Origin of the sequence: Amycolatopsis acidiphila, assembly GCF_021391495.1 — a bacterium.
Lineage (GTDB): Bacteria > Actinomycetota > Actinomycetes > Mycobacteriales > Pseudonocardiaceae > Amycolatopsis_E > Amycolatopsis_E acidiphila.
The window spans coordinates 1,666,234-1,680,261 of the sequence record NZ_CP090063.1 but is presented as its reverse complement, the minus strand read 5'-3'; the positions used below and the strand labels follow the sequence as shown (position 1 = coordinate 1,680,261).

Sequence of the window (14,028 nt, the reverse complement as noted above, 5' to 3'; positions counted from 1 at the left end):
CCTACTTGTTCTTCGGCAGCTTGAACTTCGTCGGATCGAAGCCGGGCACGTCGTTCATGCCGCCACCCAGCTGGGAGAGATCCGGCATCCCGCCGCCACCGCCGCCGGGCGGCAGCATCGGCATGCCGCCGGGGAACCCGCCGCGCACCTTCGACTGCGTCGGGCCCTTGCCCTTGCCCTTCTTCCCCTTCTTGCCCTTGCGGCTCTTGGTGGCGCTGCCACCGCCGAAGCCGAACCGGCCCGCCATCTGCTGCATCATCTTGCGGGCCTCGAAGAACCGGTTGACCAGGTCGTTGACCTCGCGCACGGCGACACCGGACCCGGCCGCGATCCGCGCGCGCCGCGAACCGTTGATCATCTTCGGGTCGGCGCGCTCGGCCGGGGTCATCCCGCGGATGATCGCCTGCAGCCGGTCGAGCTGCTTGTCGTCGACCTGCGCGAGCTGGTCCTTCATCTGACCGGCGCCGGGCAGCATGCCCAGCAGGTTGCCGATCGGCCCCATCTTGCGCACCGCGAGCATCTGCTCGAGGAAGTCCTCCAGGGTGAGCTGCCCGGTGCCGAGCTTCGCCGCCGCCTTCTCGGCCTGGTCCTGGTCGAAGGCCTGCTCGGCCTGCTCGATCAGGGTCAGCAGGTCGCCCATGCCGAGGATCCGGCTGGCCATCCGGTCCGGGTGGAAGGTGTCGAAGTCCTCGAGCTTCTCGCCGTTGGACGCGAACAGGATCGGCTGCCCGGTGACCTGCCGCACCGACAGCGCGGCACCACCGCGGGCGTCGCCGTCGAGCTTGGTCAGGACCACGCCGCTGAAGCCGACGCCGTCGCGGAAGGCCTCCGCGGTGTTGACCGCGTCCTGGCCGATCATCGCGTCGACGACGAACAGCGTCTCGTCCGGGCGCACCGCGTCACGGATGTTCGCGGCCTGGCGCATCAGCTCCTCGTCGACGCCGAGCCGGCCCGCGGTGTCGACGATCATGACGTCGTGCTGGGCGTGCTTGGCCTCTTCGATACCGCGGCGCGCGACGTCCACCGGGTCGCCGACGCCGTTGCCCGGCTCGGGCGCGAAGGTCGGCACGCCTGCCCGCTCGCCGACCACCTGGAGCTGGGTGACGGCGTTGGGACGCTGCAGGTCACACGCGACGAGCAGGGGCGCGTGGCCCTGCTTCTTCAGCCACAGCGCGAGCTTGCCCGCCAGGGTCGTCTTACCGGAACCCTGCAGCCCGGCGAGCATGATCACCGTCGGCGGGTTCTTGGCCAGGTTGAGCCGGCGGGTCTCGCCGCCGAGGATCGCGACGAGCTCCTCGTTGACGATCTTGATGACCTGCTGGGCCGGGTTGAGGGCGCCGGAGACCTCGGCACCCTTCGCGCGCTGCTTGATCTGTGCGATGAACTCCCGCACGACGGGCAGCGCGACGTCGGCTTCCAGCAGCGCGATACGGATCTCGCGCGCGGTCGCGTCGATGTCGGCGTCGGTCAGCTTCCCCTTGCCCCGCAGGTTCTGCAGGGCCGAGGTGAGCCTGTCGGAGAGGGTGTCGAACACGGGTGTGCACGCTCCAGCTGGTCGTGGTTGCTCCGCAGACCAGGGTAGCCGCCCGTCGAGCCCGACCTGCGGGTACCGCGAAACACGCCTACACCGGTATTAATCGGGCGCGTATCAACCCGAAGACTCAATCCGTGGCATGACGAAAAAGGCTCGCCCCGATTACTACGCTCATGTGTATGACTTCCCTGATCGAGCGTGGCCAGGACGAGGACCAGCGGGTGCCGTTGCGCCGGATCTTCGGCCTGTTCGGGCCCTACCGGTGGGCGCTGACGGGGCTGCTCGGGCTGATCGTCGTGCAGGCGGGGCTCGGCGTGGCCTCGCCGTTCTTCCTGCGCGCGATCCTCGACGACGCGCTCCCCCAGCGCGACACCGGCCTGCTCAGCCTCCTCGCCACCGGGATGATCGCCGCGTCGCTGGGCAACGGTGCGATGAGCGTGAGCACGACGGGGGTGGCCAACACGATCGGCCAGCGGGTGATGAACGACCTGCGCATCGCCGTCTACGGGCACCTGCAGCGCATGTCGCTGGCCTTCTTCACCCGGACCCGCACCGGCGAGGTGCTCTCGCGGGTCTTCAACGACGTCGGCGGCGTCGACAACGTCGTCAACACCACGGCCAGCTCCATCGCGCAGAACGGCATCACGACGCTGGCGATCGCGGTGGCCCTGTTCGTGATGGACTGGCAGCTGGCGATCCTCGGGCTGATCGTGGTCCCGCTGTTCCTGCTGTTCACGTTGCGACTGGGGCGGACACGGCGGTCGCTCGCCCGCGGCAGGCAGCGCAGGCTGGCGCGGCTGACCACGATGGTCGAGGAGTCGCTGTCGGTCTCCGGGGTGCTGCTGTCGAAGACGATGGGCAACGAGCGGGAGCTGCGGGAGCGCTTCGCGGACGAGTCGCGCGAGATCTCGCTGCTGGAACGGCAGTCGGCGCTGGCGGGGCGCTGGCAGATGGCCTCGCGCCGGATGTGCCTGACGTGCGTGCCCGCCATCGTGTACTGGCTGGCGGGGATGGCGATCGCGCACGGCGCGAGCCCCACCACCATCGGCACGGTCGTCGCGTTCACCAGCATGCTCAACCGGCTCCTCGCCCCCGCCACCGCGATGCAGTCGGTCGGGCAGAACGTCTCCACGGCGGCGGCGCTGTTCGGGCGGATCTTCGAGGTGCTGGACCTGCCCGTCGAGATCGCCGACCGGCCGGGCGCCGGGGAGCTCGTGGTGCGCCAGGGCGCGGTGAGCCTGCGGAACGTCTCGTTCAAGTACGAGGACAGCTGGACCCTGCGGGACATCGACCTCGAGGTGCCGGCCGGTTCGACGACGGCGCTGGTGGGCGCCACGGGGTCGGGCAAGACGACGCTCGCGTACCTCGTCGCCAGGTTGTACGAGCCGGACGAGGGCCGGGTCCTCGTCGACGGCACCGACATCCGGGACGTCACCCTGAGGTCGCTGGCGGGCGCGGTCGGCCTCGTGTCGCAGGAGACCTACCTGTTCCACGCGACGGTGCGCGAGAACCTGCGCTTCGCCAAACCCGGCGCGACCGACGAGGAGATCGAGCAGGCGGCGCGCGCGGCCCACATCCACGACATGCTCGCGGGCCTTCCCGAGGGGTACGACACCGTGGTCGGCCAGCGGGGCTACCGGTTCTCGGGCGGGGAGAAGCAGCGGATGGCGATCGCCCGGATCCTGCTGCGCAACCCGCCGATCCTGATCCTCGACGAGGCGACCAGCGCGCTGGACAACCGCACCGAGCGGTCGGTGCAGGCGGAGCTGGACCGGCTCGCCGCGCAGCGGACCACCATCACCATCGCGCACCGGCTGTCCACTGTGGAGCACGCGGACCAGATCGTGGTGCTGGACGCGGGCCGGATCGTCGAACGCGGCAAGCACGCCGAGTTGATGGCGCTGGGTGGGCGCTACGCCCGATTGGTCCGGGGTGAGGCCGTTTAAGGTGAGGGCATGCCCGACGCCGATCCCGACCTGGCCGAACTCGCGCGCGACGTGCGGGAAGGTGTCGGCAGGCTCAACTGGCGGATGCGGGCGGAGCGGGACCGCAACGGGCCGAGCCCGCTGGAACTCGCCGTGCTCAGCCGCCTCTACCGGGCGGGCACGCAGACGCCGACCGAGGTGTCGGAGGGGGAGAAGATCCAGCCGCAGTCGCTCACCCGGGTGCTCGCGAAGCTGGAACGCGAGGGTCTCGTCGCGCGGCGGCCGGATCCCGCGGACGGACGGCGTGCCCTGCTCGACGTCACGGAACAGGGGCTGTCGACCTTGCGCGCCTACAGCGTCCAGCGGGAGCGGTGGCTCGCCGCGGCGATGGCCGAGGCGCTGACCGAGACCGAACGCGAACTGCTGCGCCTCGCGGCGAAGGTGATGGCCCGGCTCGCGGACACCTGAGGCCGAAATACTCATGCGGGTGGCTCGCCCCCTCGCCGAGCCACCCGCATGGTCGCGCCGAAGCCGCCGGGTGAACCTGCCGCTCGCCGGACCCCCAGTACCAGGCGAGATCTTGGCCCTCGGACGTCTTCAGCGCGATGTCCTAGAGCTTGCCCGGTGCAGGGGTGTGTCCGGCAGCGTGACAGCCCCCAAGTAGCCCTAGGTAGATCTACTCAGGAATGCCTCGTCCTCCGGCACGCGGCAGTGGGACACGTCGTGGCCCGGCCCATGACGCGCAATTCCCAAGATTTTTTCAGCTACGCGATTTCGGCGCGGATCGCGCCTTCGAGGCGGCCTTCTTCGCCCCCGCCTTCGTACCGGCGGCCTTCTCCGCGGCGGCTTTCGCGCGCTTCACCGCGGGCGATTCCGCCTGGTCGGTGTCGGTGCGGGCCTGCGCGCTCTCCTGCAGTGCGGCCAGCAGCTTTTCCACGCCCGCGTCCTGCTTGGCGGCCGTCGGGCGCATGACCTCGCGACCCTCCACCTTGGCCTGGATGAGTTCTTCCAGTGCTGCGCCGTAACTGTCGGAGTACTGGCCGGGTTCGAAATTCCCGGACAGGTTCTCGATGAGATTGGCCGCCGCCCGGACCTGGGGCAGCCGGATGTCGATGTCGTCGTGCAGGAACGGGAAATCGGGCGTGCGGACCTCGTCGGGCCAGTGCATCGTGTCGAGCATGATCACCTGGCCGCGCACGCGCAGCGCGCCGAGCGTCTCCTTCTGCCGGATCGCGACCTTCACGATCGCCACCCGCTCGGCCTGCTGCAACGCCTCGCTCAGCAACACATACGGCTTCGTCGCGGGAACTTCCGGCTCCAGGTAGTAACTCTTGACGAAGTAGAGCGGGTCCAGCTGGTGCGACGGGACGAACCCGCAGATCTCGATGGAATGCGCGGTGGGCAGCGGCAGCGCGGCCAGCTCGTCCTCGGACAGCACGACGACGTCACCGCCGGGCAAGGTGTAGCCCTTGCCGAGCTCGCCCTGCGGGATCTCGGCGCCGTCGACCTCGCACACGCGCTTGAGCCGGATTCGCCCACCGTCGGCGGAATGCAGCTGGCGCAGTCCGGTGCTGTGGTCCTCGGTGGCGCTGTACGCCTTCACCGGAATGGCCGAGCTGCCGAATCCGATGGTGCCTTTCCACACGGTGCGCATTCGAACAGCGTAACGAGCGACCGGGCGGCCCCTATAGCTACAAACGGGTGTTGGGACCGGCGAATTCGGCCGTGATCTGCGCGAACGGCTCGCTTTCCGCGAGCGCGTCGGCCGAATAGCCGAACGCGCCCGCGGCCGCTTGGAGTACCTGGGCGAGCGCGCCGACCTCGGGCGACGGCGCGGCGGACAGCACGCCCGCCTGGCCGTCCTCGACCCGTTCCGCCAACCGGCTGAGCGCGCTGCAGAGCAGCCGCTGCCCGGTGACGAGATCGGCGATCACGGTGGCGAGGTCGCCGAGCTCCACCTCCTGCGCGCCGTCGAGCTCGGCGGCGCAGGCACGGAGGTGGGACGCGGCCACCGTGGTCGGCAGTACGGTCGGCTCGAGCTCCGGCATGGCGGCCATCCTGCCATCGCGATCACCGATCGCCCGCGCGACACCCCGAGACGCTCACGACGAAGCGGCCAGTACCGCCTGTTCGACCCGGTGCCGCCACGCCGGGTCCAGCCGGCCGCCACGCGGCGCGACCGCGAACGAGTCGACCACCGCGCCACCGAGCGTGGCGACCTTCGCCCAGCGGACCTCCGCGTCGCAGGACTGCAGTGCGCCCGCCACCCGGTACAGCAGGCCGATGCGGTCCTGCGCGCGCAGCTCCAGCACGACGTTGTTCGGCCCCGACGTCTCGTCGTCGAACCACAGCACCTTCGGCTTCACCACGACGCGGACCGGCGAGGAGTAGTCGCGTTCCTTCGCGGCCAGCTTCTGGTCCAGCGACAGCCCGCCCGACACCGCCCGGGAGAACTGCTCCCGCAGCAGCGCGCTGTCCGGCAGCGAGCCGAACTTGGGCGAGGCGATGAAGATGCCGGCGCGGCCGTTGCCGTGGCTGCGCAGCAGCGCGGTGTGCACCTCCAGCGAGTGCAGCGCCAGTACCCCGGCGGCCGGGGCGAGCAGCCCGGTGTGCGCCGGCACGGCCAGCACGACCGTCGCCATGTTGCCGTCCTGGCTGATCGAGACCTCGCCACGGCCCGTGCGCACCGCCGTGGCCACCAGCTCGCGCTGCTGCTGGTCCAGCGGTTCCGGCGGGCTGAACCCCTTGCCCTGCATGACCTGCTTGCACCGGGAGACGAGGTTCTGGACGAGCCCGGCCTTCCAGTCGTTCCACAGGCCAGGGCCGGTCGCGAGCGAGTCGGCCTGGGTGAGGGCGTGCAGGAGCTCGAGCAGCACGACGTCGTTGTCCACGGTCTTCGCGACGCGGTGGACGGTGGCGGGCTCCTCGATGTCGCGGCGGGTGGCCGTGTGCGGCAGCAGCAGGTGGTGGCGCACCATCGCCGAGACCGTCGCCGCGTCGCCCTCGGACAGGCCGACGCGGCGCGCGACCTGGGCCGAGATCGCCGCGCCCAGCTCCGAATGGTCGACGTCGCGCCCCTTGCCGATGTCGTGCAGCAGTGCGCCGAGCAGGAGCAGGTCCGGCCGCGCCACGGTGGTGGACAGCTTCGCCGCCTCCACACAGGTCTGCACCAGATGCCGGTCGACGGTCCACGCGTGCACCGGCTCCCGCGGCGGCAGATCGCGCACCGCGCCCCATTCGGGGAACAGCCGTGCCCACAGGCCGGTGCGGTCGAGCGCTTCGACCGCGTCGATCAGGCCTTCGCCGGCGCCGAGCAGATCGGTGAGCGCGTCCCGGGCGTCGGCGGGCCACGGCGTGCGCAGCTCCGGCGCCGAGTCGGCGAGCGTGCGCAGGGTGCCGTGCGCGATGGGCACGCCGGTACGGGCGGACGCCGCGGCCACGCGCAGCAGCAACGCGGGGTCCTTCGCCGGGACGGCGTCCCTGGCGAGGGAGACCTCGCTGCCGTGCAGCACCACGCCCTCGTCGAGCGGGGTCCGGTTGGGACGGCGCCCGAACCGGCCCTTCGGTGGCTCCACAGTGGACCGGAGTGCGACGTCGACCGCGTAGCTCACGGTGCGCCCGGCCCCGGCGAGCTTGCGGGCCAGGGTGAACCGGTCGCCGAAGCCGAGCTCGGCCGCGACCAGCTCCGCGTCCGGGGCGCTCAGCACGTCGCGGTCGCGCCGCAGCTCACGCCGCATCTCGGTGCGGACGTCGAGCAGCAGTTCCTTGGCCTCGCGCAGTTCCTCACCGGGCCGGTCGGTCAGCTGGGCGGCCGCGAGCGCGTCCAGCACGCCCAGGTCCCGCAGGCCGCCCTTGCCGTACTTGAGGTCCGGTTCGGCGGACTGGGCGATCTCGCCGCTGCGCTGCCAGCGCTTGCGGGTCGACTCGGCCAGCTCCGGCAGCCGCTTGCGGGCCGTGCGGCGCCACTGGTCGCGGGCCGCGGTGGCGAGCCTGGCCGCGAGCTCCGCGTCCCCGGCGATGTGCCGGGCGTCGAGCAGTCCCATGGCGGTCCGCAGGTCCTCCGAGGCGACCTGCAGGGCCTCCGCAGGGGTGCGGACCGAGTGGTCGAGGCCGATGCGCGCGTCCCACAGCGGGTACCACAGCGCGTCGGCGATCTCGGCGACTCCGCCGTTCTGGTTGTGCACCAGCACCAGGTCGAGGTCGGAGAACGGCGCCAGCTCGCGCCGCCCGAGGCCGCCGACGGCGACCAGCGCGACACCGGGATCAGCGGTGTCCACGCCGGCCGCCGCCGCGGCCTTGCTGAGCCAGAACTCGTAGAGGTCCACCAGCGCGGCGCGCAGTGCGGCAGCGCCGAGCCGGCCGTGGCGGCCTTCCAGCAGCCGGTTCGCCGCCTTGGCGAGTTCTCCCCCGAGGATCATCCGCGTCTACAGCGCGTCCGTGCCGCGCTCGCCGGTGCGAACCCGGACGACGGTCTCGACGGGCGTCACCCACACCTTGCCGTCACCGATCTTGCCGGTGTGCGCGGCGTTGACGATCGCCTCGATGACCTTCTCCACGTTCGCGTCGTCGGTGACGACCTCGACGCGGAGCTTGGCCACGAAGTCGACGGCGTACTCGGCGCCGCGGTAGACCTCCGTGTGGCCCTTCTGCCTGCCGTAGCCCTGGACCTCGCTGACGGTCATGCCGAGGGCGCCGAGCTGCTCGAGCGCCGCGCGGACGTCGTCGAGGGTGAACGGCTTGACGATGGCGGTGATGAGCCTCATGCCTTGGTCCCTTCCAGTGTCACGCCGCTCTTCGACGCCGGGATCGCGCCCGGGATGGTGCCGCTGTGCCCGCCGAGGACGGACGCACCGAAGTCATACGCGCTTTCCGCGTGCTGCGCCTCGTCGATGCCGCTCACCTCGTCCTCCTCCTTCACCCGGAAGCCGCCGGCCGCCTTGATGATGAAGCCGAGGATCAGGGTGATCACGAAGGAGTAGCCCAGCACGGCGAACGCCGCCGCGGCCTGCTTCCCCAGCTGGGTGAAACCGCCGCCGTAGAACAAGCCGTCCGCGCCCAGGGAGTTGACCCCGGTGGTGGCGAAGAAGCCGATCAGCAGGGTGCCGACGAGACCGCCGACCAGGTGCACGCCGACCACGTCGAGCGAGTCGTCGAAGCCGAGCTTGTACTTGAGCGAGACCGCCAGCGCGCAGACCGCACCCGCGATGACGCCGATCGCGATCGAGCCCAGCGGGGTGACGAAACCACACGCCGGGGTGATGGCGACCAGACCGGCCACCGCGCCCGACGCGGCGCCCAGGGTGGTGGGCTTGCCGAACTTGAGCTGCTCGACGAGCAGCCAGCCCAGGACGGCGGACGCGGTGGCGACGGTGGTGTTGGTGAAGGCGACACCGGCGAGGTCACCGGCGCTCAACGCGGAACCGGCGTTGAAGCCGTACCAGCCGAACCACAGCAGCGCGGCGCCCAGCAGGACGGACGGGACGTTGTGCGGACGGCCGGTGTCCTTCGGCCAGCCCTTGCGCTTGCCGAGCACGATCGCGAGTGCGAGACCGGCGGCGCCGGCGTTGATATGGACCGCGGTGCCACCGGCGAAGTCGAGTGCCTTGAGCTTGTTGGAGATCCAGCCGCCGAGTGCGTCCGGGCCGATGAAGCCGTCGAACGAGAACACCCAGTGCGCGACCGGGAAGTACACGATCGTGACCCACAGGACCACGAACAGGCACCAGCCCCAGAACTTCGTGCGGTCGGCGATGGAGCCCGAGATCAAGGCGGGGGTGATGACCGCGAACATCAGCTGGAACATCGCGAACGCGAGCACCGGCAGGGCGTCGGCGCCCGGCCAGGCCACGGCGGGCGACGTGTCGGTGGCCGCGGTGACGAAACCGGCGAGCTTGCCCCAGGTGTCGGCGAACCCGGCGTGGTCGAAGTTACCGATCAGCCCGCCGAACGCGTCGGAGCTGAACGACTCGCCGAAGCCGTAGAGCACCCACAGCACAGACACGATCGCCAAGCAGATGAAGTTCATCATGAGCATGTTCAGGACGCTCTTCACGCGAACCATGCCGCCATAGAAGAACGCCAGCCCTGGTGTCATGAGCATGACCAGCGCGGCGCTGGCCAACACCCATGCGGTGTCTCCTGCGTTCAGCACATCTTCCTCCCGGATCGAGATATTGCCCGGGAGTTTTGAATTCGGGTGTTTCACCAGGCCGCATCCCGCGTTTCGCGGATGTGAACTGTCGTTCCCCGCTTGTTACGAGCACGTTTCCGCTACACCGCCCCGTTATGTCCATTCACGAAACGTCGCCGTCAGATACGCACCGTGAACGGAACCGGTGGCGCTCGGCCACCCGGGTGGCGGCTCTGGTGAGATGGGTCCATGACCTCGCCCGCGCTGCCGCCCGCCGTCGTCGCGGCGCTGCGCTGCCCTGTCTGCGGGGACGCCGTCGGACTCGCCGGGCGCATGCTGCGTTGCCCCCGTGGACATGCCTTCGACCTGGCGAAACAGGGGTACGTGAACCTCCTGCACGCGAAGATCCCCTCGGGTACCGCGGACACCTCGGACATGGTCGCGGCACGGGCCGAGTTCCTGGGCGCCGGGCACTACGCCGGGCTCGCCGGCCGCCTCGCCGAGCGGGTCGCGCCGTCGCTCGGGTCGGGGCTGGTGGTGGACGCGGGCGCCGGAACGGGTTATTACCTCGCCCGGGTGCTCCAAGAAGCGGGCGGCGCGACGGGACTCGCGCTCGACGTTTCGGCGCTCGCACTCCGGCGTGCCGCCCGGGCCCACGACCGCCTCGGTGCCGCCGTGTGGAACCTGTGGGAGCCCTGGCCGGTCGCGACGGGCTCGGCTTCGGTGCTGCTGAACGTGTTCGCGCCGCGCAACGGTGCGGAGTTCCACCGCGTGCTCCGGCCCGGCGGCAGCCTGTTCGTCGTCTCACCACAGGCCGCGCACCTGCGGGAGCTGGCCTCCGTGGTGGACCTGCTCGAAGTGGACGGGCGCAAGGAGGAACGGCTGGAAGGCGCGCTCGCCGGATTCTTCGAGCCGGTGGCACGGGAGGAGCACACCGTGCGGCTCACACTGTCCCCTGTGGACGTCCGCCGGGTCGTGCTGATGGGGCCGAACGCGCACCACCCGGAACGCCTGAAACGACTCGACGACGTCCACGAACCCCTCGGCGTGACCGCCTCCTTCGTGCTGTCGGAGTACCGGAGGACGCCGTGACCAGCGTCCCGGCGACGTCGATCACCGATCCCGGCTGGCTGCGCACGCAGATCGGCCTGGCCGCCCGGCGCTACGGCCGTGCGCAGCCGAACGTGCTCGGCACGATCTGGTGGTACTCGGCGTCGTCGGTGCTCATCGCGCCGACCCTGGAAACGTTTGCCCGCGCGGAGAAACCGCTCGACCCCTCGCTCTCGGCGCTGAGCCTGGACCTGCACGACGACGGAAACATCGTGGGCGCGCACTCGTCCCGTCCACTCGAAGGCGACATCGGCGAGGCGCTCGCGGGCATGATCGAGACTGTGGTCGCGGCCGTGTCCGCGGTCACCGGCGCGCACTCCCCCGCACTGCGGGCGATCGCGACCGACTCGATCGCCAATCGTCTACTGTGGACCGGAACGCCGGCGCTCGCGGGACCGCTGGTCGCCGCGATCGGCGCGCGGCTGCCACGCCCACGCTACGGCGAGGTCGGCGGCACGCCATACGTCCGCCGGGTCTCCTGCTGCCTCATCTACCAGGCGACCGGCACCGACAAATGCCTCAGCTGCCCACGGCAGGCCCCGGCCGAGCGCGAGCGGCGGTTGCGGTCAGCCTTCGGTCAGCGCGGACAGTGACTCGAACTCCTCGTCGGTGAGCTGGACCGCCGCGGCGGCGACGTTCTCCTCCAGGTGCCGGACCGAGCGCGTGCCCGGGATCGGCAGCATCACCGGCGAGCGGCGCAGCAGCCAGGCCAGCGCGAGCTGCGCCGGAGTGGCGCTGTGGCCCTTCGCGGCCTGTTCGAGCACGCTGCCGGGCTCGGCGAGCTTGCCCGTCGCGATGGGGAACCACGGGATGAACGCGATGCCCTGCGAGGTCGCGTAGTCCAGCACCGCCTCGTGCCTGCGGTCGGCCAGGTTGTACAGGTTCTGCACGCTCGCGATCTCGGTGACGTCCCTGGCCTGCTCGATCTGCGCCGAGTCGACCTCGGACAGCCCGATGTGCCGGATCTTGCCCTCGTCCCGCAGCAGCCTCAGCTCGCCGACCTGGTCCTCGAGCGGGACCTCGGGGTCGACCCGGTGCAACTGGTAGAGGTCGATGCGCTCCAGGCGCAGCCGGCGCAGGCTCATCTCCACCTCCTGCCGGAGGTAGGCGGGGCGCCCGAGGGGCACCCACTGGTCCGGCCCGGTGCGCACGAAGCCGCCCTTCGTCGCGATCACCAGGTCGTCCGGGTACGGGTAGAGCGCCTCGCAGATCAGCTCTTCGCTCACGTACGGGCCGTAGGAGTCCGCGGTGTCGATGAAGTTGACGCCGAGGTCCACCGCGGCGCGCAGGACGGCGAGCGCGCCGTCGCGGTCCTCCGGTTCGCCCCACACCCCGGGACCGGTGATCTGCATCGCCCCGTAGCCGAGCCGATGCACGGGAAGGTCCCCGCCGAGCTGGAAGGTGCCACCTGGAGCGGCCTGGATGTCCGTCATGCGACCCCGGCTACCCACTTCCAGTCACCGAGAACCTTGGCCCACCTCGTGAATCGTGGGTAACGTCCCTGGTGTGAGTGAGCGCAGCTGGGGTTTCCGCACCCGCGCCCTGCATGCCGGGGGCACCCCGGACCCGGCGACCGGGGCCAGGGCGGTACCGATCTACCAGACCACGAGTTTCGTCTTCGAGGACGCCGCCGATGCGGCCAACCTCTTCGCCCTGCAGAAGTACGGCAACATCTACAGCAGGATCGGCAACCCGACGGTGGCCGCGTTCGAGGAGCGCCTGGCCAGCCTGGAGGGCGGCATCGGCGGGGTGGCCACCAGCAGCGGGCAGGCCGCGGAGTTCCTGACCTTCTCGGCGCTGGCCGAGGCCGGTGAGCACATCGTGTCCGCGAGCGGCCTCTACGGCGGCACGGTCACCCAGCTCGACGGCACGCTGCGCCGGTTCGGGGTGGACACCACGTTCGTGCCCGGGGACGACCTGGACGCGTACGCGGCGGCCATCACCGAGAAGACGCGACTCGTCTACACCGAGATCATCGGCAATCCCAGCGGTGGCATCGCGGACATTTCGGGCCTCGCCGACCTCGCCCACGCACACGACCTCCCGCTCGTCGTGGACGCGACGCTGGCCACGCCCTACCTGTGCCGTCCGATCGAGCACGGTGCGGACATCGTGCTGCACTCGGCGACGAAGTTCCTCGGCGGCCACGGCACCACGCTCGGCGGCATCGTGGTCGAGTCGGGCAAGTTCAACTGGGGCAACGGGAAGTTCCCGCGGATGACCGAGGTGGTGCCCTCCTACGGCGGCCTGCGGTACTGGGAGAACTTCGGCGAGTACGCGTTCTGCACCCGGCTGCGTGCCGAGCAGCTGCGCGACATCGGCGCGGTGCTGTCGCCGCATTCGGCGTTCCTGCTGCTCCAGGGCGTGGAGACGCTGCCGCAGCGGATGGACGCGCACGTGCGCAACGCCCAGGCGGTGGCCGAGTTCCTCGCGGCCGACGAGCGGGTCGCCTGGGTGAGCTACGCCGGGCTGCCCGAGCACCGGCACCACGAGCGGGCGAAGAGGTACCTGCCCCAGGGGCCGGGCGCGGTGTTCTCGTTCGGGGTGAAGGGCGGCCGGGCCTCGGGCGAGAAGTTCGTCGAGTCGGTGGAGCTGCTCTCGCACCTCGCCAACGTCGGCGACGCCCGCACGCTGGTCATCCACCCGGCGTCGACGACGCACCAGCAGCTCTCGGACGAGCAGCTCGAAGCTGGTGGCGTCGGCCCCGACCTGATCCGGCTGTCGGTCGGGCTGGAGGACGTCGAGGACATCTGCTGGGACATCGACCAGGCACTCGCGGCGGCGGTGAAGGAATGAGCCTCGAAACGTCCGTGCCGGCCGGAGCCGTGCGCGCGGAGTCCACGCTGAGCTGGACGGCACCGACGGCGCGGGAACGCCAGACGATCCTGGCGCGCGCGAAGTCGGTCACCATCGTCGGCGCCTCGGACAACCCGGCGCGGCCCAGCTTCTTCGTGGCCACCTACCTGCTCTCGTCGAGCCGGTACCAGGTGAACTTCGTCAACCCCCGGCTGAAGACGCTGCTCGGGCAGCCGGTGTACCCGTCACTGGCCGACGTGCCCGGCGGCATCGACCTGGTCAGCGTGTTCCGCAAGCACGACGACCTGCCCGACGTCGCGGAGGACGTCGTCAAGGCCGGGGCGCGGACGCTGTGGCTGCAGCTGGGCCTGTGGCACGAGCCGGTCGCCGAGCGGGCCACCGAGGCCGGGCTCGACGTGGTGATGAACCGCTGCGTGAAGATCGAGCACGCGCGCTTCGCGGGTGGCTTACATCTCGCGGGTTTCAATACCGGGGTCGTCAGTTCGCGCCGCCAGTCGGGGCCCTGACCGGTT

General features: G+C 70.7%; 13 protein-coding genes. 6 read left to right on the top strand and 7 right to left on the bottom strand.

Translation table 11 applies throughout. The features are described from left to right. Position 1 precedes the first annotated feature (1 nt). A complete protein-coding gene (gene ffh, locus LWP59_RS08180; protein WP_144642687.1) occupies positions 2-1,534 on the bottom strand; it encodes a signal recognition particle protein in 1,533 nt (510 codons plus the stop codon). Between the two features lie 179 nt (positions 1,535-1,713). Here ffh and LWP59_RS08175 point away from each other — a divergent pair, with 179 nt between their 5' ends. Next, entirely contained in the window at positions 1,714-3,480 is a 1,767-nt protein-coding gene (locus tag LWP59_RS08175; RefSeq protein ID WP_229857315.1) for an ABC transporter ATP-binding protein, read from the top strand. A gap of 9 nt (positions 3,481-3,489) precedes the next feature. Continuing rightward, entirely contained in the window at positions 3,490-3,927 is a 438-nt protein-coding gene (locus LWP59_RS08170) for a MarR family winged helix-turn-helix transcriptional regulator (protein ID WP_144642689.1), read from the top strand. 292 nt (positions 3,928-4,219) lie between these two features. Here LWP59_RS08170 and ku read toward each other — a convergent pair whose 3' ends face one another. The 5 genes from ku to LWP59_RS08145 are packed head-to-tail and all read right to left on the bottom strand — an operon-like array spanning position 4,220 to position 9,610. Then, a complete protein-coding gene (gene ku, locus LWP59_RS08165) occupies positions 4,220-5,113 on the bottom strand; it encodes a non-homologous end joining protein Ku (protein ID WP_144642690.1) in 894 nt (297 codons plus the stop codon). A 37-nt stretch (positions 5,114-5,150) separates the two neighbouring features. Further along, positions 5,151-5,507 carry a hypothetical protein gene (locus LWP59_RS08160; protein WP_144642691.1) on the bottom strand — a complete coding sequence of 119 codons (357 nt, stop codon included), beginning with the start codon at positions 5,505-5,507 and terminating at the stop codon, positions 5,151-5,153. A gap of 54 nt (positions 5,508-5,561) precedes the next feature. After that, positions 5,562-7,877 (bottom strand): [protein-PII] uridylyltransferase, encoded by a 2,316-nt coding sequence (locus tag LWP59_RS08155; protein ID WP_144642692.1) that lies wholly within the window; start codon positions 7,875-7,877, stop codon positions 5,562-5,564. A 6-nt stretch (positions 7,878-7,883) separates the two neighbouring features. Beyond that, positions 7,884-8,222, bottom strand: coding sequence for a P-II family nitrogen regulator (locus tag LWP59_RS08150; protein ID WP_144642693.1), 339 nt, complete (start codon positions 8,220-8,222; stop codon positions 7,884-7,886). Then, a complete protein-coding gene (locus LWP59_RS08145; RefSeq protein ID WP_186383415.1) occupies positions 8,219-9,610 on the bottom strand; it encodes an ammonium transporter in 1,392 nt (463 codons plus the stop codon). Before LWP59_RS08145 ends, LWP59_RS08150 begins: the two co-directional genes overlap by 4 nt. Positions 9,611-9,838: 228 nt before the next feature. Between LWP59_RS08145 and LWP59_RS08140 the strand changes: the two genes are divergently transcribed. Both LWP59_RS08140 and LWP59_RS08135 read left to right on the top strand, forming a co-directional pair. After that, positions 9,839-10,681: a putative RNA methyltransferase gene (locus tag LWP59_RS08140; RefSeq protein WP_144642694.1), complete on the top strand. Its 843-nt coding sequence runs from the start codon at positions 9,839-9,841 to the stop codon at positions 10,679-10,681. Continuing rightward, the gene (locus LWP59_RS08135) at positions 10,678-11,292 is read left to right on the top strand and encodes a (2Fe-2S)-binding protein (RefSeq protein ID WP_144642695.1); all 615 of its coding nucleotides are present in this window, start codon (positions 10,678-10,680) and stop codon (positions 11,290-11,292) included. Before LWP59_RS08140 ends, LWP59_RS08135 begins: the two co-directional genes overlap by 4 nt. Here LWP59_RS08135 and LWP59_RS08130 read toward each other — a convergent pair. Continuing rightward, positions 11,266-12,132, bottom strand: a complete 867-nt coding sequence (locus tag LWP59_RS08130) for an aldo/keto reductase (protein WP_144642696.1) — start codon at positions 12,130-12,132, stop codon at positions 11,266-11,268. The genes LWP59_RS08135 and LWP59_RS08130 overlap by 27 nt on opposite strands. A gap of 73 nt (positions 12,133-12,205) precedes the next feature. Between LWP59_RS08130 and LWP59_RS08125 the strand changes: the two genes are divergently transcribed. Further along, positions 12,206-13,495 (top strand): O-acetylhomoserine aminocarboxypropyltransferase/cysteine synthase family protein, encoded by a 1,290-nt coding sequence (locus LWP59_RS08125; protein WP_144642697.1) that lies wholly within the window; start codon positions 12,206-12,208, stop codon positions 13,493-13,495. After that, positions 13,492-14,022 (top strand): CoA-binding protein, encoded by a 531-nt coding sequence (locus LWP59_RS08120; RefSeq protein WP_144642698.1) that lies wholly within the window; start codon positions 13,492-13,494, stop codon positions 14,020-14,022. The genes LWP59_RS08125 and LWP59_RS08120 overlap by 4 nt, the downstream gene beginning before the upstream one ends. Positions 14,023-14,028: the final 6 nt, after the last annotated feature.

Bases quoted from the DNA above. Each gene is read 5' to 3' on its own strand.
- LWP59_RS08175 (WP_229857315.1), top strand. From the start codon at position 1,714: ATGACTTCCCTGATCGAGCGTGGCCAGGACGAGGACCAGCGGGTGCCG.
- LWP59_RS08170 (WP_144642689.1), top strand. From the start codon at position 3,490: ATGCCCGACGCCGATCCCGACCTGGCCGAACTCGCGCGCGACGTGCGG.
- ku (WP_144642690.1), bottom strand. From the start codon at position 5,113: ATGCGCACCGTGTGGAAAGGCACCATCGGATTCGGCAGCTCGGCCATT.
- LWP59_RS08160 (WP_144642691.1), bottom strand. From the start codon at position 5,507: ATGCCGGAGCTCGAGCCGACCGTACTGCCGACCACGGTGGCCGCGTCC.
- LWP59_RS08155 (WP_144642692.1), bottom strand. From the start codon at position 7,877: ATGATCCTCGGGGGAGAACTCGCCAAGGCGGCGAACCGGCTGCTGGAA.
- LWP59_RS08150 (WP_144642693.1), bottom strand. From the start codon at position 8,222: ATGAGGCTCATCACCGCCATCGTCAAGCCGTTCACCCTCGACGACGTC.
- LWP59_RS08140 (WP_144642694.1), top strand. From the start codon at position 9,839: ATGACCTCGCCCGCGCTGCCGCCCGCCGTCGTCGCGGCGCTGCGCTGC.
- LWP59_RS08130 (WP_144642696.1), bottom strand. From the start codon at position 12,132: ATGACGGACATCCAGGCCGCTCCAGGTGGCACCTTCCAGCTCGGCGGG.
- LWP59_RS08120 (WP_144642698.1), top strand. From the start codon at position 13,492: ATGAGCCTCGAAACGTCCGTGCCGGCCGGAGCCGTGCGCGCGGAGTCC.